Origin of the sequence: Arthrobacter sp. 2RAF6 (assembly GCF_052115205.1) — a bacterium.
GTDB lineage: Bacteria > Actinomycetota > Actinomycetes > Actinomycetales > Micrococcaceae > Arthrobacter.
The window spans coordinates 270221-290049 of the sequence record NZ_JBFRGF010000001.1; the positions used below are offsets into that span (position 1 = coordinate 270221).

Below are 19829 nucleotides of genomic sequence, written 5' to 3' on the forward strand. Positions count from 1 at the left end.
ACAAAGGCTTGGTGATAAGGGAATATATAACTATGAAGGCACGCATCCTGGTAGTAGACGACGACGAAGCGCTGGCCGAAATGATCGGCATCGTGCTGCGGAACGACGGCTTCGACCCGGTTTTTTGCGCCGACGGTGGGCAAGCGCTGGAGGTCTTCCGTTCCTCCAAACCAGATCTGGTACTGCTTGACCTGATGCTGCCCGGATCGGATGGCATCGAAGTGTGCCGCCAGATCCGCGGGGAGTCGGACGTCCCCATCGTCATGCTCACCGCCAAATCGGATACCTCCGACGTCGTTCGCGGCCTTGAATCCGGTGCTGACGACTACGTGCCCAAGCCTTTCAAGCCGGCCGAGCTCGTGGCCCGGGTCCGCGCCCGGCTGCGCCCGGGAGACCAGAAGGCGCCCGAGACCCTGCGGATTGCCGACGTCACCATCGACGTGGCGGGCCACTTGGTGACCCGCGGCGGAGAGCGGATTTCGCTGACGCCCCTGGAATTCGATCTCTTGGTCGCGCTGGCGCGCAAGCCCTGGCAGGTCTTCACCCGTGAACTGCTCCTTGAGCAGGTATGGGGCTACCGCCACGCGGCCGACACCCGGCTGGTCAATGTCCATGTCCAGCGCCTGCGGTCCAAGATCGAGCGTGACCCGGAAGCTCCTGAAGTTGTATTGACGGTTCGTGGTGTCGGATATAAAGCAGGCGCCTGAGTCTTCCACCGGCGAGCCCGGCACTGACCAAGAGGCCGCGGCCGAGGTCAAACATCCCGTTTCAGGACATCCTGTCCCGGAACACACGGACGCCCGGGCACTGAATCTCCCGTGGATCCTGGAGCGCACCCGCATATGGACGCGCCGGGCCCTGATCCTGGCACTGCGTGTCTCCCGCCTTGTGGTGACCGGACTTCGCCACATCCGGCCAGGAATCCGGTATTTGTGGCGCGCGCTGCTGCGACGTTGGCGCCGCTCCCTCGAACTCAGGACCGTCGCGGTGACGATCGTGTTGTCGATGGTGTCATTTGCTGTGGTCGGTGCGTACCTCTCAAACCAAATAGCGAACAACCTGTTCCAGGAGCGTTTGAAGCAAGCCGAGTCTGAGAGCCGCTACTACGTCAAGCAAGTCCAGGACACTTTCGACGGTTCACAGGCCAACGACCAATCAAGCGTCATCACCCTTGTCTACGACACGCTCAAAGCGGTGGAGGGCAACGGCTCCGTCATCCAGCGGCGATACGTCTTCGAAGCGATGCCCGAACAAACCAAGCCGCGCAACCGCTGGGTGGAATCGCGGGCCTCGGATCAGTTGACCGTCCGCGTCATTCCTCCGGCACTTCGCAAGTCCGTGCAGGAATCGGGCAAGGACCAGTACTGGGCTTCCACTGAGTTCCCCGTCGGCAACCAGGACCACCCCGGCATCGCCGTCGGCAACAAGGTCACCTTCAACGGCACGGTCTACGAGCTCTATCTCCTCTATGACCTGGATACCGCCCAACAAACCTTGGACGAAATCCAGAATGTGCTGTGGGCGGGCGGCGCCGCGCTCATCCTGATGATCGGCGGTATCGCCTGGTACGTGACCAGGAACGTCGTGAGTCCGGTGAGCCACGCCGCCGTCGTCTCCGAGAAGCTGGCCGCTGGCCAGTTGCAGGAGCGGATGGTGGTCAAAGGCGAAGACGAGGTGGCCAGGCTGGGCGCCTCCTTCAACCACATGGCCGCGAGCCTGCAGGAACAGATTACGCAGCTGGCCACGTTGTCCCAGATGCAGCAGCGGTTCGTCTCCGATGTGTCCCATGAACTGCGGACACCGCTCACGACCGTTCGGATGGCAGCGGAAGTGTTGTTCGATGCCCGCGATGACTTCGACCCCATCAACAAGCGCTCCGCGGAACTGCTTTACAACCAGGTGGAGCGTTTCCAGTCGTTGCTCTCGGACCTGCTCGAGATTTCACGCTTCGACGCCGGGGCCGCGGTATTGGACTCCGAGCCGACGGACATCTTCCAGGTCGTTTCGCATGTCATCGACGGCGCCTCGCCCGTTGCCGCGGGGTACGGCTCCGAGGTGCGTCTGACCTCGCGCCACAAGCGCATCATCGTGGACATGGACGCCCGCAGGATCGACCGCATCCTGCGGAACCTGCTGCTCAACGCCGTCGAACACGGCGAGGGGAAGCCTGTCCACGTTTCCGTTGCGGCCAACCAGGAGGCAGTCGCGATCTCTGTGCGTGACTTCGGCATAGGGATGACCGCGGCGGAAACCGCGCGGGTCTTTGATCGTTTCTGGCGCGCAGATCCCGCACGTGCGCGGACCACGGGTGGCAGCGGACTGGGACTTTCCATCGCCGCGGAGGACACCAAGCTCCACAACGGTTGGTTGCAGGCTTGGGGGCGCAAGGGATCCGGTTCCAACTTCCGGTTGACGCTGCCTCTCAAGAAGGGAGGCACCATCGTGAAATCACCGTTGCAGCTTGAACCTGCAGACATCCATTTGCCGGGAGCCGCTCCTGAGCGCCAGATGCTCGTTTTGGATGCGGGCGACCCGCCCCTCGAGCGGGATTCCGCTGCGGACCCGGGGCTGGAGGACGGTCCGGCACTGCCGCCTGCACCGCCCCCTGTACTGCATCCGGCCGGAAACGACGACGCCGACACAGCCCAAGGGGGGACCGCACCTTGAGTTCCCGACACCCGTACCTGCCCCGGCGCCCGTACCTGTTACGGGTCGTGATCGCCGTTCTTGCGGTCCTCATGGTGGTCCTAAGTTCCTGCGCGCAGATCCCGCGGTCCGGTCCGGTGGGAAAGAGCAAGGACGAAAGCGCGGGCAACCCGAACGCTCCTGTCTTCTTCCCGCCGCCGCCACACCCCGGCGCCACCCCGGAGTCCATCATCGAAGACTTCTATGGCGCAGGCAGCGGTTACGAAGGCGACTACGCCGTGGCCCGGCAGTACCTCACGCAGGCGCTGTCCGTCAGTTGGAAGTCCGACAAGCGCACGCTCGTTTTCCGGAAGGCGACCGTCGTCAAGACCGGTGTGGAAAACGAGTTCAAGTACCAGTTGGATCTCGCCTACGCGGTCGACGCCGACGGCGTGGCGACGCAGTTCCCGGAAGGAACCACCGAGACAATTCCAGTGACCCTGGAACAAGTCGACGGCGAATGGCGGATCTCGGCGGTCCCGGACGGCACCGCGATCCCGGAAGAGACGTTCAAAGTCATCTACGCTGCCCAGCCCATCTATTTCTACGACCCCACGTTCACGTATGCCGTTCCGGACGTCCGGTGGTTCATCAAGAAGAACACTGTCAAGGCGATGACCAGTGCCTTGCTCGACGGTCCTGCGCCCTACCTCCAGGGTGCGGTCGTCAGTGCTTTTCCTTCGGGCATGAAGCTGGCCCGGGAGTCGGTGCCGGTAGTGTCGGGAGCAGCCCAAGTGGACCTTTCGGCGAAGGAACTCGTGGATGCCTCTGCAGAGGACCGGCAGCGAATGCAAAACCAACTGACCCTGACCTTCCGTAGCCAACCGGACGTGGTGAACGTTCAGTTACGGGCTGACCAGGATCTTGTCCGGGTGGAGGACAACGGCTCGGTCCTGCCGCCGGTGCTTGAGAAGAATGCTCCTGCGCGCCAAATCGCCGTTAGCAACGACGAACTCGTGCGCTACGAGAACAACAGGGTCTCGGCCCTTCCGGACATGCAGCCGGTGGCCGGCCTGAACCCGAGCGCTCCCGCCGAGTCCCCGACATCCCAGGCCGTGGCCTTCCTCAACGGTGCCGGAACCACCCTGTATTCGATGATTCCCGGCCAACCAGCCCGCCAACTGACAACCAGGAGCACCCTGAGCCATCCCTCCTTCAGCCCGCAGGACTGGGTCTGGACGGCAGGTCCGGGAGCCAACGGCGCCACCGAGGTCGTGGCGTTCAAGCCGTCCAACGTTCCTCAAGGCCAGCCCGTCCCCACGGTGACGATGACGCCGGCATGGTTGGCAGGGCGCGTGGTGAGGGACTTCCGGATATCCCGAGAAGGGACGCGCGCACTGGTCATCTCGGAAATGAACGGCAAGTCATCGGTGCAGGTGACCGGTATTGTCCGCAATTCTGACGGCACCCCCAAGGATCTGACTGCACCCATAACCTTGTTCTCTTCCGCTCCCGTTGATCAAGGGGTCTGGGTCAATTCCACGACAGTCGCGGTGATGAAAGCCTCGTCAACCGAGAACGTGGTTCCCGAACTGTTGTCCCTGACATCGAGCCAGCCGCAGCTGTTGCCGGCATGGCCGAACCTGACGACTATCAGCGCGGGCAACGGACCGGAGCAGATCTTCGGACAGTCGGGCGCTGGCGTGTTCCAACGAGTGGGCAACGGCTGGGAACTGCAACTCAAGGGCCCGGTAGACCCTTCCTTCCCGGGCTAGGCTTTCTCCGCGAAGCTCGGTTTTCCACATAGGGCGTTTCAGGAGTGTTGGCCGTAGGCGGGGAGGCGGACGCTTGGGGCATGCGTACTGACAGCCGTTGCCGAGCGCGTGACCCTGACCTCACCGTCGTCCGGGGTGACGGCGCACGCCATCGGGGAGTCCATCCTGCTCGATTGGCGAGGCTGGCGCAGGGCGTTGGCGAGGCCTTCGTCGAGTTGCTGGCCGTTCTGGCCCCGGTGGAATGTGTGTGCTGCGGTTCCGAGGATTCGGCGCTCTGCGGCGCCTGTGCACGGCAGTTGCGCCTTCTGTGCACCCGTCCATTCCGCGCTGAAGGACAGGCACCGGCCTTGCTCACGGTGGACGCGGCCGTGATACTGCCCGTTGTCGCGGGCGGACACTATCGGGACGAACTGGCCCAGGCCCTGCTTTCTTTCAAGCATCTAGGCCAGGGACGGCTGGCCTCGGTGCTCGCGCCTGCCCTGGGCAAGGCCATCCGGGCCGCCGTTGGAGACGGGGTAGGCATCTGTCTTGTACCTGTTCCCAGCAGCAACGCGGCCTACCGGCGCCGCGGATTCAGTCCGGTCCATCTCTTGCTCGGCCGCCTGCGGCGCCTGGACGCCTTGCCGGGCCTGCACATGACGGATGCGTTGAAGAAGGCGCCCGGACGGGGAAACGGGCAAAAAGGCTTGGGCCGCGGAGAGCGCGCGCGCCGCGTCCGCGGCTCCATGACCGTTCGCCTGTTCCGCAAAGGTTCCTTGGAGGGTAGGGCATGCGTCATCGTCGACGACGTCCTCACCACGGGTGCCACCCTCGCCGAAGCCGCCCGGGCAGTCTCGGCGGCGGGAGGCATGGTGTGCGGCGCGGTGGTCCTTGCAGCCACCCGGCCGCCGGCCGGTAGCGAGCCGCCTACGGACGGTCCGGACACGCAGCCCACACCGACTCAAACAAAAAATAAGTGACGAAAGGATGAATTACCAGTGGCGATGAACTAACGTCGGTTATGGGTACCAAGAACAGATGTACCTGTCGATAGCGGCTCGGAAAGGGGCTCGACTGTCCGTCAGATCAGCCCCGAGAAGCGCCCTTATCGTGTCACCTGAGTTGTTTGGAGGGCACCATGGAGTTCATGATCAGCGGCCGTAATCTGACCGTTTCGGATCGCTTCCGCGAGTATGCCGGCGAGAAGATTTCAAAGATTGAATCGCTTGGGGACAAGGTCCAGAGGGTTGACGCGAAGGTTTCAAAGGAAACCAACCCGCGCCAGACACCGGGCCAGCTCACGGTGGAAGTGACAGTTCTGGGCCGAGGCCCTGTGATCCGGGCCGAAGCAAGCGCCGCTGACAAATTTGCCGCCTTTGATCTCGCCTATAGCAAACTGCTGGAAAGACTCCGCAGGGCCAAGGACCGCAAGAAGGTCCACCACGGCCGCCACACCCCCAAAGCCGTTCGTGAGGCTACTGCGACGCTTGAGCCCGCCAGCGCGAGCGAACCCATTTATGTAGAGGCCAGCAACCACCAAGAGCCAACGACGCCACCGGTGGAGACCTCGCCCTACGATGTCGACAATGACATTCCGGCCGGTGATTCCCCGGTCCTGATTCGTCGCAAGGTTTTCCCCGCCGCTTCGCTCACCCTTGATGACGCGGTGGACAACATGGAATTGGTGGGCCACAATTTCTACCTGTTCGTGGACAAGGAAACCAACACGCCGTCGGTCGTCTACCGCCGCCGTGGCTGGACATATGGAGTAATCACTCTGGACTCCACATGCGAACCAGGAGACGAACCCGTGGAGGAAAAGATCCACGCTTACCGTTCGAATGACCAGGCCGCCACAGCCTAGGCCGCATTCGTATTTCCCATGAAAGGACTGGCATGGCCGCTTCGCTGAGCCTGTTGCAGGCACGGCGGATTGCATTGGCAGCCCAAGGACTGGACAAGGAACGGCCCACCGGCCCCGTGACTTCACGGACGGTGGGCCGCACCTTTGCCCGCCTCCAGGTGGTGCAGATCGACTCCGTCAATGTCCTCTCACGCAGTCATTACCTTCCATTCTTCTCAAGGCTTGGTAACTACGACCGAAGCATCCTTCATGCGATGGCCGGGCGAAGTCCGCGGCGCATGATGGAGTACTGGGCGCACGAGGCGAGCTTCATCCGCCCGGAACACTTCCAGGATCTGCTGCTGTGGCAAAACCGTGCGTGGGTGGGCGCGGCCCACTTGGAACGTGGAATCCGGGAGGACATGGCCAAGCGGATCCTTGACTCGCTCACAACCGGGCGCCCCATGACTGCCGCTCAATTGACCGCGCACTTGGGGCACCAGGAAGACCGGCAGCACGATAACTGGGGCTGGAACTGGAACCTGGTCAAAAGGGTCTTGGAGCACCTGTTTGAAGAGGGGCTCGTGACGGCCGCGTCGAGGACAGAGCAGTTCGAGCGCCGGTACACGCTGACATCGCGGGTTCTGCCACCCGGAATGGCTGCCGTCATCGCTCGCTCGGGAGCGCTCCCGGACGGTGGCTCCGACATGGCGACGGCGGCCATGGACCGGCTGATCGACGCCGCAGCCCAGGCCCATGGCATCGGAACAATCCGCTGCTTCGCCGATTACTTCCGGACTCCGGTGAAGGCCGCTGCAGCCTCGATCGACAGGCTCGTTGCCGCCGGGCGCCTGGAGCCGGTCACGGTGCGTGGCTGGGACCGGGCTGTGTACCGGCATGTGGACGCCCGGTTTCCCCGGGCCGTCACGGGCCGCGCGCTGCTCAGCCCGTTTGATTCACTGATCTTTGAGCGTAGAAGGCTCGAGGAGTTGTTCGGCTTCCACTACCGGATCGAAATCTACACGCCAGCGGAGAAGCGAAAGTTCGGCTACTACGTGCTGCCTTTCCTCCTCCGGGACGCCGTGGTCGCGCGCGTGGATCTCAAGGCCGACCGTTCGGCCAAGCAGCTTTTGGTCCGCGCCGCCCACGCCGAGCCGGACGCCCCGGCGGACACCGCCGTCGAGCTTTCTGCTGAGCTGCGGCTTATGGCCGAGTGGCTGGGGCTCGACGACGTCGTCGTGTCGCCGGTGGGCGGTCTCTCGTCGGCGCTTGCCTCCGCAGTGGCGCGCGGCTGAGGTCCAGGGGGTCTCCGGCATGGGCATGCGGGCGCCGGCGCTCCGCTCTCAGGGAAACGGGGCCGCGCGGCGTTGGTCTCTCCCGTAGACTGAAACCGCCAGAATTCGGCAGCTTGAGACTGGGAGCAACTTTACGTGGCATCACTTATCGAAAAACTTCTCCGCACGGGTGACAAAAAAACCCTGAGGCAACTGCGGACCTATGCCGATTCCATCAACGCCCTCGAAGACTCCTTCAAGACCTTCTCCGACGCCGAATTGCGCGAGGAGACGGACAGGCTGCGTGCCCGTCACGAGGACGGCGAGAAGCTGGACGATCTTCTGCCGGAGGCTTTCGCAGCCGTGCGTGAAGCTTCCTCCCGCACCCTGGGGATGCGCCACTTCGATGTCCAGCTCATGGGTGGGGCCGCTCTTCACCTCGGCAATATCGCCGAAATGAAGACCGGTGAAGGAAAGACCCTTGTGGCCACCGCTCCGGCCTTCCTCAATGCCCTGGCCGGCAAGGGCGTGCACGTCGTTACAGTCAACGACTACCTCGCCGAATACCAGTCCGAACTCATGGGCCGCGTCTACCGCTTCCTTGGGCTTAGCAGCGGTTGCATCCTGTCCAACCAGGATCCCGAAGTGCGCCGCCAGATGTACGCGGCAGACATCACCTATGGCACCAACAACGAATTCGGCTTCGACTACTTGCGCGACAACATGGCGTGGGACAAATCCGAGCTTGTGCAGCGCGGCCACCACTACGCGATTGTCGACGAAGTGGACTCCATCCTCATCGACGAAGCCCGTACCCCGCTCATTATTTCCGGTCCTGCCCAGGGTGACACCAACCGCTGGTACAGCGAATTCGCCAAGGTCGTGCAGCGTCTCCAGCCTGAAATCGACTACGAGGTCGACGAAAAGAAGCGCACTGTCGGTGTTCTTGAAGCCGGTATCGAGAAGGTCGAGGACTACCTCGGCATCCAGAACCTCTACGAATCCGCCAACACCCCGCTCATCGGTTTCCTGAACAACGCCATCAAGGCCAAAGAGCTCTTCAAGCGGGACAAGGACTACGTCATCCTGGACGGTGAAGTCCTTATTGTTGACGAACACACCGGCCGTATCCTTGCCGGACGGCGTTACAACGAAGGCATGCACCAGGCGATCGAGGCCAAGGAAAACGTCGAGATCAAGGCTGAGAACCAGACTCTCGCCACCGTGACCCTGCAGAACTACTTCCGCATGTACTCCAAGCTCTCGGGCATGACCGGCACAGCTGAAACCGAAGCCGCAGAGTTCATGAGCACCTACAAGCTTGGCGTGGTGCCCATTCCCACCAACCGGGACATGCAGCGCATCGACCAGTCGGACCTCGTGTACAAGAACGAAATCGTGAAGTTCGAAGCCGTCGTGAACGACATCGGGGAACGGCACGAAAAAGGCCAACCCGTGCTCGTCGGTACCACCAGCGTGGAGAAGAGCGAATACCTCGCCAAGCTGCTGGCCAAGGAAGGCATCCGGCACGAGGTCCTGAACGCAAAGAACCACGCACGCGAGGCCGCCATCGTGGCGCAAGCGGGACGCAAGGGCGCCGTCACGGTCGCTACCAACATGGCCGGCCGTGGTACTGACATCATGCTGGGCGGAAACGCCGAGTTCACGGCCATCGCCGAATTGGCAAAGCGGGGCCTGGACCCTGAAGAAAACTCCGAGGAGTACGAGGCCGCGTGGCCGGAAGCGCTCGAAGCAGCCAAGCAAGCGGTCAAGGACGAGCATGAGGAAGTGCTTGAACTTGGAGGGCTGTATGTACTGGGCACGGAACGCCACGAATCCCGTCGCATCGACAACCAGCTCCGTGGCCGCTCGGGCCGCCAGGGTGACCCGGGGGAGTCCCGCTTCTACCTGTCGCTGACCGATGACCTCATGAGGCTCTTCAACTCCGGTGCCGCCGAGCGCCTGATGAACAGCTCGGTGCCGGACGACGTTGCCCTCGAATCCAAGCTCGTGTCCCGCGCAATCGCTTCGGCCCAGGGCCAGGTTGAAGGGCGGAACGCTGAGCAGCGTAAGAACGTCCTCAAGTACGACGACGTCCTGAACCGCCAGCGTGAAGCCATCTACGGCGACCGTCGCAGGATCCTGGAAGGCGACGATCTGCACGAAAAGGTCCAGTTCTTCCTCGAAGACACCATCAACGCCCTGATCGATGCCGCGACAGCGGACGGAACCGGCGATGATTGGGACTTCCACCAACTGTGGACCAACCTCAAGACGCTGTACCCGGTAACTGTTACGGCCCAGGACATCATTGACGAAGCCGGCGGCAAGGCCCGCGTGTCCGTTGAATTCCTCAAAAACGAGATCCTTTCCGACGCGCAGCTCGTTTACAAGGAGCGGGAAGAAGCCATTGGCGCCGAGAACATGCGCGAGCTCGAGCGCAGGGTTGTCCTCTCGGTCCTTGGACGCAAGTGGCAGGAACACCTCTATGAGATGGACTACCTCAAAGAGGGCATTGGCCTGCGTGCCATGGCCCAAAGGGATCCCCTGGTCGAGTACCAGCGTGAAGGATTCACGATGTTCCAGAGCATGATGGAGGCCATCCGCGAGGAGAGCGTTGGCTTCCTCTACAACCTGGAAGTGGAAGTAACGCCCGCTGAGGACGTAGTGGTGGTGGATGGCAGCCCAGAAGGCGGTCACGTGGAACATCACGATCCACAGATCCGCGCGGCCGGCCTCGAAGCCCCGGAAAAGCCTGTTCAGCTGCAGTACACGGCACCTGGTGAAGACGGCGCGAGCCAGACCCGCGTCGAAGGGCGGGCCTCGGGACGCTCAGGCAACCCCGCCAAGGCCGCCGCCGATGACAAGCAGCGCGGATCCAGCAAGAAGAAGCGCCGCTGACACTGCGATTGCCTGACGCATGCAGCTGACGGATGAACTCCGCCGTCAGCCGATTTCGAGGGCGGTGACCTTCCACGCGCCGTTGCTCCCTTCAAGCCTCATGGCTACGGCGCGGGAGCGGAGTTCTTCCGAGACAACCAAGCTGGCCTCGTACACTCCGTCGTTCACCGCGCAGACACGCACGGAGCGGACCATCGGACTTCGGTGAAGGCGAGACTGCCCGCCTTGGGCGTTGGCAACATGGGCCCGCGTCAGTGCGGCCCGGTGTTGCAGCGCGTTGAGGCATCTGGGGTCCAGGGTCCGTGAGAGCTGTTGCGCGGGCCGGGTGCCGGCAAGGACTTCGACCGCGGCTTGGGCGATGCTGCGGGCCAGCGCGCGGATTTCCCCGTCGAGGCTGAAGATTTGGGCCGCTTTGCGCGGAGAAGACGGCCCCCTGCCGGACGGGCCGTCCATTCTCGCTTTGGCGCGAGGCGAAGCCGCGATTGAACGGGAGGCAATGGGTGGCGAAGTTGCCTGGAGGGCTGCATTGGGCAAGCTGTGGCCGGCTGGGGATGCGCTCATGGACTTCCTCGGTTACGGATCGCTGGTTGGCGGCGGTTGGTGGTGTTTCGGTTGGTGGTGGTCCGGCTGGGGAGCTACTTAGGCGGTGATTGCAGGATCTGACCCGGGACAAGGAGACCCGGGTCGTCTCCGACGACATGTCGGTTTGCGGCGTACCACTTCGGCCAGTGGAGGGCAATGTCGACGTCGCTGGCCAGGGGGCCGAGCTGCCGGGCGGCAATCGACCAGAGTGAATCGCCTCGCCTCACCACTACTTCGCCCTGATTCGGCGAGGCAGACTGTTCCGCGGCCCGCTGTGGCCGGGCCCCCAGAAGCCCCGGCTCGGCGGCAGGTGCGCGGGGTTGCCAATGGGGGTCGATCTCTGATGGTCCGGACTCAAGCGAGGGCACGACGGGGAGATGGGGAGAAGGACTCGAGACGGGTGTCCATTGGGCGGAGATGCCGCTGGACGGTACTGAGCCGTTTGCCGGACTCCACGCTGGTTCAAGCTGCGCCTGTGACGCATTCGCCAAGGGCATTCCCACGAGATTCAGGCCCAGAATTACCACCGCCAGTCTGCGCATGAAGGCAGGGCTGAACTTGGCGGTGGCGGTTGCACAGCGGTCCTTTCCCGATTGCTGGAGGAGCGCGGCGGCCATTGCCAGAAGGAACGTGGCGATCCACCAGGCCCCGATCCCCAGACCGGCTGCAGTTGCGACAAATCCCAGAAGGTCTTCAAACGTGGGTGCCTGGAGTCGTCCTGCTGCGGAGTGCCATCGGTCAACCAGGATCAGTCCGGTGACAGTGAGCAAGAGAGCGAGCACCAGGATGGTCGCCGCCATGGCAACATCGTTCCGAACGAGCCTGTTCGTCTGTTCCATGGGTTCCCCTTAGCCGGTTGATGAAATTTGATACTATTTGATGCGGTTTGATAATGATTGACTTATTTTGGCCACAGCAAGGTGTATTTGTCTAGGAGTTGGTCGTCGATGAAGAAAGATTGACCATCGACGCGGGCCCGCTTACGCTGACGCAATGCGTTGGGATGCCCTGTTTGAAGACATGGAGGCACAACTGGCCTCCGAAAGATTGTTGGGACTTGAATCCGAAATTTCAGAGCGGGCCCGCATGGAGATGGCCGTAATCGACGTCTCCGACAGGCTGCGTGGAGCAATCGGCCAGAAGATCGATGTGACGCTGCGGTCCGGGACACAGGTGTCCGGGACGCTCAGTCATGTCGGAAGCGAATCGTTGGTCCTGGACGAAGGTCCCCACCAGTGGCTGGTGCCCGTCACGGCAGTATTGACCTATCGGGGTCTTGGCCGGCAGGCGCGGGCAGGCCAATCGACGGCGTCACAGCGGCTTGGCCTGGCCAGCGCACTCCGAATGCTCGCCCGCGACCGGGCGGAACTGGCGGTTCACCTGCTTGAGTCGGCGCGGGAGGAGCGGATGATGCGGGGCGTCATTGATCGCGTGGGCAGGGACCACTTTGATCTCGCTGTCATGTTGCCGGGTGAAGTCCGCCGGTCCGGGAACGTCGCGTCTGTGGCGACAATTCCGTTCCAGTCGCTTGCCGCGCTGCGTTCATTGCGGGGCCAAGACTTGTAGCCCGGGCCAGCGTCCCCGCCCCAGCTACCTGGGGGGGGCTGGAGGGAGATCAGGAGGACTTGGATTTGGCCTCTTGGATTATCCTGCTCGCCTCGGCATAGCGTTCCTCGATGTACTGCTCCAACATCTTCTCTTCGACGCGCCATTGGCCCCGGCCACCCACCTGGATGGCCTTGAGCTCTCCGCTTCGCACCAAGGCGTATGCCTGCGGCGAGTTGATCTGGAGCTGTTCGGCGACATCAGCGAGGGTGAGGAATCGGGGCATGCATCCATTTTGCCACTGTTCGACCCACTTGCCGGGGTTATCCACAGGTTGACGTAATTTGAGGCATTTGGCTTTCGGAAGGGACCCACTTGCGGTCAGAATAAAGGCCACTGAAGGTCGACGCCGACAAACAATGCAAACGGGGAGCATCATGGGTGTAACTAGCGGGGCCGCTGCGGCGCGGCTCAGGAAGCCCTCGTGGAGGGATCCACGACTTTTGGTGGGGATTCTTCTGGTCCTGGCATCGCTGGCCGGAGTCATCGCCATCGTTGGAACCGCGGACCGCACCATTCAGGTGTATGCCGCGCGCGAGTCGATTGCCGTGGGCCAGAGAGTCAGCAAGGACGATCTTGCGATCGTCAAAGTCAGGCTCGACGACATTGAGTCCAGTTACGTGACCCTGGCTGACGGTCTGCCCGAAGGAAGAGTTGCCGTTCAGAGAATTGCCAAGAACCAACTTGTCCCGCAGGAGAGCCTCGGGGCCGCCGACACCCTGGACCGCAAACCGGTGGCGATCGCGATCCAGGAATCACTGCCTTCCCAGGCTGTGGCGGGATCCCGCGTTGACGTCTGGGTAGCCCTCCCCGATGCGCGCAACGGCTTCGGCACGCCGCAGTTACTATTGCCCGGTGCGGAGATCGCCCAGGTCACGGAGGGGGCCACCACCCTCGGAGCGTCCAGGGAGAAAGTGGTTCTCGTCCTTGTGACCGACGAGCAGATGCCTAAACTTCTTGGAGCGCAGGCAAATAAATCGAAGATTGCCGTGGTGTGGAATCCGGGCGGTGCCGGCAAGTGAGTATCCCCGTTGTCACAGTCGGGCAGTCCCGGGAAGATTTGGTCGGGGGACTCGAGCGGCTCCACGGGCCGGTGACGGTGGTGCGTCGGTGCGGCGAACTCGCGGAACTTCTGGCCGCTTGCCAAAGCGGTCTCGCGCGCGCAGCGGTCATAGCCGAGGGTGCCGAGGAATTGACGGCGTCGCTGGTCGACCGGTTGGCGGCTGTCGGAGTCTCCATCGTTGCCTTGAGCGATGACTCGGAGGAGGAGGGCCGCCTGCGCAGCATCGGCGTCGTGACAGCGTCCCTGGATGTAGATTCGGCGACGCTTGCTTCCAAGATTTCCGATGCCGTGGGACAGCTGCCCGGACCGGGTAGGCGGCGCGCGGAGCCGCGGGATTCCGGGTTCGCGGACACCGCCGCGGAACTCCGTCCCACCGATGCGCAGGAAGAGCCGGAGCGCGTGCCGGCAGGGGCTGGCCGGATCATCGCCGTCTGGGGGCCCACCGGGGCGCCTGGCAGGACTCTTGTGGCTGTCAACATTGCCGCAGAGCTGGCGGCTGAAGGCAATTCAGTGATCCTTCTCGATGCAGACAGCTACGGCGCCAGTGTCGCGGCGTCGCTGGGTTTGCTGGACGAGTCCGCCGGACTGGCGCAGTCTTGTCGACTGGCGGATCAAGGGTTGTTGGATACCGAATCCCTCAAGCGGATCGCCGCTCCGGTCTTCGCTAAAGCCTCCAGTTTCCGGGTTCTTACCGGCATTACGCGCGCGGACCGGTGGACGGAGCTCCGGGCCGCTGCGCTCTCCTCAGTTCTTGAACTCTCCAAGGAGATCGCGGACGTCGTCGTGGTCGATACAGGTTTCTGCCTCGAAGCGGACGAGGAACTCAGCTTCGACACTATGGCCCCTCGTCGAAATGCGGCAACGCTCCGCAGTATCGAACTGGCGGACACCGTTTACGCCGTGGGCGCGGCCGATGCCGTCGGGGTTCCGCGACTCGTGCGTGGCCTCGCGGAACTTGAACGGGCAGTCCCGCACGCAGCTCCCCGGGTGGTCTTGAACAAGGTCCGCGCAGCATCCGCCGGCCGCGCACCCGAACGTGAACTCCGCGAAGCATGGGAGCGGTACGGCCCCGGTCATGGCATCGAGGTATTCCTTCCGTCCGATCCTGAAGCGTGCGACGCAGCCTTGTTGTCCGGTGCCGTGCTCTTCGAAGCTGCGCCCGAATCTCCTTTGCGGCTCGCAATCGCCAAAATGGTCTGTGCACCTGTCCAGCAAAATGGCAAATCCTCTGTCATTTATTCCAGAGCAAGACGTCGTGTAAAGCGTTAGGCTCGCCATGTGGGCTGCAAGGACGCAGCAATTGAGATGTGATGGAGGCGTTTGTCGATGTCGTCAGGATCCAGCGTGGAGGATCGTTCTAAACCTGCAGTAGTCCGGGAAGGGTTCTTCGGGGACTACTACGAGCATCTCGCAGAGGAGGACGCCCGCGGATACGCTGCCGAGCAATTGACCTCCAGGGCAGCTGCACACCGGGAAACGGGGCAGAGCCGCAAGCCGGGCACTGCCAACGTCAGGATTGCCAACGAGGGTGATCGCAGCATTTTGTACATCGTCACGGACGACATGCCGTTCCTGGTGGACTCGGTGAACGCCGAACTCGTTCGCCAGAACTGCGCTATCCGGCTTGTCATGCACCCGCTCTTCGTGGTTTCGCGTGACCACGTCACCGGCGATCTGTCCGACATCGCCCGGGTGCCGTCGAACATCGGCATCTCGAGCGGTGACACCGCCGCAATGCCGAACATCGCCCATCTGATCTCGCTTGGTGACAACGTCTCCCACATGGAGTCGTGGATCGCCGTCGAGGTCGACAGAGTGGCCGACGACTTCCAGAAGGAACTCGTCGACGGAATCCACCGCGTCCTGAACGACGTCCGCGCCGCCGTCGAAGACTGGCCCAAAATGCGCACCAAGGCGCTCGAGCTGGCATCGTCCCTGGACAAGGTGGCCCACCCGGAAGACATCGCGGAGCTCAGGCAAGCGCAGGACCTCCTGCGTTGGTTGGACAACGGCAACTTCACGTTCCTGGGTTACAGGGAATACGACCTCATCACCGAGAACGGTGAAGACGTCCTTGAGTTGCGCGAAGCGAGCGGTTTGGGACTCTTGAGGGCGGGGGACCACCCGCACCAAATCCAGCACCTTACCGACGCCGGACGCCGGAAGGCGCGCGAGAAGCGTGCCTTGGTCATCACCAAAGCCAACTCGCGGTCCACCGTGCACCGCCCCGCGTACCTGGACTACATCGGTGTCAAGAGCTTCGATGTTGCGGGCAACGTCAACGGTGAGCGCCGCTTCATCGGCCTCTTCGCCACGAGCGCGTACACCGGTTCCGTAAGGAACATCCCCATCGTTCGGGAAAAGGTCGACGCCGTGCTCCACTCAGCCGGTTTCCCGCAGGACTCCCACTCCGGCAAGGACCTCGTCGGTATTCTCGAGACCTACCCCCGTGATGAACTCTTCCAGATCGAGACCGAGGACCTGGCAGCAACGGCTTTGGGCATCCAGCGTCTGCAGGAACGGCGCCGCACGAAGCTTTTCCTGCGCCCGGATATCTACGGACGGTTCATGTCCGCGCTGGTCTACCTGCCCCGTGACCGCTACACCACCAACGTCCGGCAACGAATTGAACAGGAACTCCGCGAGACTTTCGAAGCCGAGAGCATCGACTACGAGGCCCGGATCACGGAGTCCGCACTCTCGAGGGTGTTCTTCCGTATCCGGCTGCCGCGGGAGGCTGAGCTTCGCGACGTCGACGCCGGTGAACTCGAAAAGCGGCTCGTCCGGGCTTCGCGGTCGTGGGCTGAAGGTATTGCAGAGGTGCTCCGCGAGAACACCAGCGGGCTGGATGCCGAGCGACTGTCCGCCCTGTGGGCGGATGCGTTTCCCGCCGGCTACCGTGTCGACTACGAAGTCGAGGACGCCCTCAAGGACATTGAGCGTTTCGAGAAGTATGCCGCAACAACCGATCGCGACGCCGTCGCTGTCCAGGCGGTCCCCGGGGTGCATGTCTACTTGCCCAACGGCGCCGGCGAGCTCCTCGAAGAGGATGCCCGCGTCAAGCTCTACCTTTTGGAACCCAAGAGCCTGAGCCAGATCCTGCCCTACTTCCACAATCTTGGCCTTGAGGTTCTCGATGAGCGGCCTTTCGAGATTGAAACTGCCGACCACAGGGACTTCTTCCTCTACGACCTTGGCCTGAAGTACCCCGCCGGTGTCGACCCGGTGGCTACGGGCCAGCTCCTGGCGGACTCCTTCAGCGCCGCGGTGACCGGCGCGGTGGAATCCGACAGTTTCGACCGGCTCGTGCTCCGGGAAGGTATCCACTGGCGGCAGGTTGTCATGCTCCGCGCCTATGCGAAGTACATGCGCCAGATGGGGAACACCAACTCCTTCGAGTTCATTGCGGACACCCTTCTCGCCAACCCGGAGGTTGCCCGCGGCTTGATTGACCTCTTCGGGGCCCGCTTCGATCCTTCTTCACCTGACGCCGTGCGTCCGGGCCGCCAGGAGGGCGCCCGCGCCACACTGGCCGAAGCAATTGACCAGGTTGCCACGCTCGACGCCGACCGCGTCCTTCGGACTTTCGTCAACCTCATCGAGTCGACGCTGCGCACGAACTACTTCCAAGGCAAGTCGTACGTCAGTTTCAAGCTCGATCCGACCACGATCGACGGCCTGCCGTTCCCGCGGCCTAAGTACGAGATCTGGGTGTACTCGCCACGCGTTGAAGGCGTCCACTTGCGTTTCGGAAAGGTGGCCCGTGGCGGTTTGCGGTGGTCGGACCGCCGTGAAGACTTCAGGACCGAGATCCTCGGTCTGGTCAAGGCGCAGACGGTGAAGAACGCTGTGATTGTGCCGACCGGTGCCAAGGGCGGATTCTTCGCGAAACAACTTCCGGATCCGGCACTTGACCGTGCTGCCTGGATGGCAGAAGGCATCGAAAGCTACAAGACCTTCATCCGCGGCCTGCTCGACCTCACCGACAACCTCGTGACCACAGCCGACGGCGAGAAGATTGTGCCGCCGTCGGACGTTGTCCGTCAGGATGACGACGATTCGTACCTGGTAGTGGCCGCGGACAAGGGCACGGCGACCTTCTCGGACACCGCGAACGGCCTGGCCGCCGAGTATGGATTCTGGCTGGGAGACGCATTCGCTTCCGGTGGCTCCGTAGGATACGACCACAAGGCCATGGCCATTACGGCCCGTGGCGCATGGGAGTCGGTCAAGCGCCACTTCAGCGAGCTGGACCTTGACACCCAGTCCGAGGAATTCACCGTGGTCGGCGTCGGCGACATGTCCGGCGACGTGTTCGGCAACGGAATGCTGCTCTCCAAGCACATCCGCCTGCTGGCCGCCTTCGACCACCGCCACATCTTCCTGGACCCGACGCCGGATGCGGCTTCGTCCTTCGACGAGCGGCAGCGTCTCTTCGAGCTGCCCCGCTCCTCTTGGGATGACTACGACCGCTCGCTCATCAGCGCAGGCGGCGGGGTCTTCCCCCGGCAAGCCAAGGTCATTCCGATCTCGCCCGAGGTCCGCAGGGCGCTCGGCCTGCCGGACGGAACGGCTCAGTTGAGTCCTCCCGAACTTCTGCGTGCGATACTCCTGGCTCCGGCCGATCTCCTCTACAACGGCGGGATCGGAACGTACGTCAAAGCCAGCACCGAGTCCCACGCCGAGGTCGGGGACAAAGCAAACGACGTCATCCGCGTGAACGGGCGCGAGCTCCGCGTCAAGGTCGTCGGCGAAGGCGGCAACCTCGGAATGACGCAGCGCGGACGCATCGAGGCTGCACTGCAAGGTGTCATCCTCAACACCGATGCGATCGACAACTCCGCCGGCGTGGATTGTTCCGACCATGAAGTCAACATCAAGATCTTCGTGGACCGGATGGTTGCCGCAGGGAAACTGGATGCTTCCGAGCGCACATCCTTCCTCGCCGACATGACCGACGAGGTCGGGCGCCTTGTGCTCGAAGACAACATCGATCAGAACATCCTGTTGCTCAACGACCGCACACGCGTCGCCGAATGGAGCCCGAGCTACGAGCGCCTGATGGACTGGCTTGAGAAGTCCGCCGACCTCAAACGGGACCTTGAAGCGCTGCCGACCACCGAGACCCTTCGTGAGCGGCTGGAGCAGGGCCAGGGCCTGACGTCCCCGGAATTGTCCGTCCTCGCCGCGTACGCCAAGATCGAATTGGGCTCGGCATTGCGGGACAGCGATCTGGCGGATGATCCGTGGTTCCGTAAGACGATCCGCTCCTACTTCCCGAAGCAGCTCCGCGAACGGTTCGACGCCGAACTGGACACCCATCCCTTGCGTCGCGAGATCATCGCAACCGTGGTGGCCAACGACATGATCAACCTGGGTGGCATCACCTTCGCCTTCCGCACCATGGAGGAGACCTCGGCTACCGAGGTCGCCGTCGCGAAGGCGTTCGTAGCCCTCCGTGAGATCTACGAACTCGACTCGATGGTGCGGGAGCTCAATGCCCTGCCTGCTTCGTTCCCCACGGAACACTGGAGCACGGTCCACCTCGACATCCGGAGGCTTCTGGACCGGGCTGTTCGCTGGTTGCTCAGCCAGGGCAACGCCTCGAAGCCGATCTCGGAGATCGTCGCGGAATTCAAGCCGATGATGGATCCGATGCGGGCCAGGGTGCTCGACTACTTGCGCGGCAGCGACAAAGAGCGCGTTACCGGCTGGCTCGAAAAGGCGCGCTCGTGGGGCCTTCCCGACACGCTCGCCCATCGCTGGGCCGAGCTGTTCGAGAGTTTCGTGCTCCTGGACATCGCCAAGATCACGCACAGCCGCGACGCCCGTGTGGAAGAGGTCAGCCATGTCTATTACACGGTGTTTGACCGCTTCCACGTCGATTCATTGCTGGAGCGGATTACCGCGCTCCCGCGCGATGACCGCTGGCAGGCTCTTGCCCGTGCGGCCCTGCGCGACGACCTCTACTCGACCGTAGCGGACATGACGACGTCGGTGCTCGAATCGAGCGACTCCGGCCTCGACGCCGAGGCTCGTTTGCGGGCTTGGGAAGACCTCAACGCCGAACAGTTGGGGCGAGCGAAGAGCATGTTTGACGAGGTCAACGCGCTGGAGGCCGACGACATGGCTTCTCTGTCGGTAGCATTGAGGCTCTTGAGGTCAATCGTTCGACGCTAGGG

Annotated in this window: 14 protein-coding genes; 11 read left to right on the plus strand and 3 right to left on the minus strand. The window is 62.9% G+C overall.

Annotated features, from left to right (window positions below; translation table 11 throughout):
* The first annotated feature begins 32 nt into the window (after positions 1 to 32).
* The 7 genes from mtrA (at position 33) to secA (ending at position 10397) form a co-directional block, all read left to right on the plus strand.
* Complete coding sequence (gene mtrA, locus AB4Z38_RS01300) at positions 33 to 707, plus strand: MtrAB system response regulator MtrA (RefSeq protein WP_059387541.1); 675 nt, start codon at positions 33 to 35, stop codon at positions 705 to 707.
* Complete coding sequence (gene mtrB, locus AB4Z38_RS01305; protein WP_441428030.1) at positions 679 to 2667, plus strand: MtrAB system histidine kinase MtrB; 1989 nt, start codon at positions 679 to 681, stop codon at positions 2665 to 2667. The genes mtrA and mtrB overlap by 29 nt, the downstream gene beginning before the upstream one ends.
* A gap of 35 nt (positions 2668 to 2702) precedes the next feature.
* Positions 2703 to 4400 (plus strand): LpqB family beta-propeller domain-containing protein, encoded by a 1698-nt coding sequence (locus AB4Z38_RS01310; protein WP_441428071.1) that lies wholly within the window; start codon positions 2703 to 2705, stop codon positions 4398 to 4400.
* An 80-nt stretch (positions 4401 to 4480) separates the two neighbouring features.
* Positions 4481 to 5359, plus strand: coding sequence for a ComF family protein (locus tag AB4Z38_RS01315; protein WP_441428031.1), 879 nt, complete (start codon positions 4481 to 4483; stop codon positions 5357 to 5359).
* Between the two features lie 158 nt (positions 5360 to 5517).
* On the plus strand, positions 5518 to 6243 hold the full coding sequence (gene hpf, locus AB4Z38_RS01320; protein WP_234748144.1) for a ribosome hibernation-promoting factor, HPF/YfiA family: 726 nt from the start codon (positions 5518 to 5520) through the stop codon (positions 6241 to 6243).
* 32 nt (positions 6244 to 6275) lie between these two features.
* Positions 6276 to 7517, plus strand: coding sequence for a winged helix-turn-helix domain-containing protein (locus AB4Z38_RS01325; protein WP_441428032.1), 1242 nt, complete (start codon positions 6276 to 6278; stop codon positions 7515 to 7517).
* Between the two features lie 135 nt (positions 7518 to 7652).
* On the plus strand, positions 7653 to 10397 hold the full coding sequence (gene secA, locus AB4Z38_RS01330; protein WP_441428033.1) for a preprotein translocase subunit SecA: 2745 nt from the start codon (positions 7653 to 7655) through the stop codon (positions 10395 to 10397).
* Between the two features lie 45 nt (positions 10398 to 10442).
* On the opposite strand, the gene AB4Z38_RS01335 is transcribed toward secA, so the two are convergent.
* Entirely contained in the window at positions 10443 to 10958 is a 516-nt protein-coding gene (locus AB4Z38_RS01335) for an Rv3235 family protein (protein WP_441428034.1), read from the minus strand.
* A gap of 74 nt (positions 10959 to 11032) precedes the next feature.
* Positions 11033 to 11818: a LysM peptidoglycan-binding domain-containing protein gene (locus AB4Z38_RS01340; protein ID WP_441428035.1), complete on the minus strand. Its 786-nt coding sequence runs from the start codon at positions 11816 to 11818 to the stop codon at positions 11033 to 11035.
* Between the two features lie 247 nt (positions 11819 to 12065).
* Between AB4Z38_RS01340 and AB4Z38_RS01345 the strand changes: the two genes are divergently transcribed.
* Positions 12066 to 12545, plus strand: coding sequence for a hypothetical protein (locus AB4Z38_RS01345; RefSeq protein WP_441428036.1), 480 nt, complete (start codon positions 12066 to 12068; stop codon positions 12543 to 12545).
* Positions 12546 to 12594: 49 nt separating this feature from the next.
* Here AB4Z38_RS01345 and AB4Z38_RS01350 read toward each other — a convergent pair whose 3' ends face one another.
* Entirely contained in the window at positions 12595 to 12810 is a 216-nt protein-coding gene (locus tag AB4Z38_RS01350) for a helix-turn-helix domain-containing protein (protein ID WP_059387549.1), read from the minus strand.
* Between the two features lie 151 nt (positions 12811 to 12961).
* On the opposite strand from AB4Z38_RS01350, the gene AB4Z38_RS01355 reads away from it, so the two are divergent.
* Genes AB4Z38_RS01355 through AB4Z38_RS01365 form a run of 3 tightly spaced genes read left to right on the plus strand, consistent with a single transcriptional unit; the run spans position 12962 to position 19827 of the window.
* Positions 12962 to 13606, plus strand: a complete 645-nt coding sequence (locus AB4Z38_RS01355) for an SAF domain-containing protein (RefSeq protein ID WP_441428037.1) — start codon at positions 12962 to 12964, stop codon at positions 13604 to 13606.
* Entirely contained in the window at positions 13603 to 14916 is a 1314-nt protein-coding gene (locus AB4Z38_RS01360; RefSeq protein WP_441428038.1) for an AAA family ATPase, read from the plus strand. Before AB4Z38_RS01355 ends, AB4Z38_RS01360 begins: the two co-directional genes overlap by 4 nt.
* Positions 14917 to 14973: 57 nt before the next feature.
* Complete coding sequence (locus AB4Z38_RS01365) at positions 14974 to 19827, plus strand: NAD-glutamate dehydrogenase (RefSeq protein ID WP_441428039.1); 4854 nt, start codon at positions 14974 to 14976, stop codon at positions 19825 to 19827.
* The last annotated feature ends 2 nt before the right edge of the window (positions 19828 to 19829 follow it).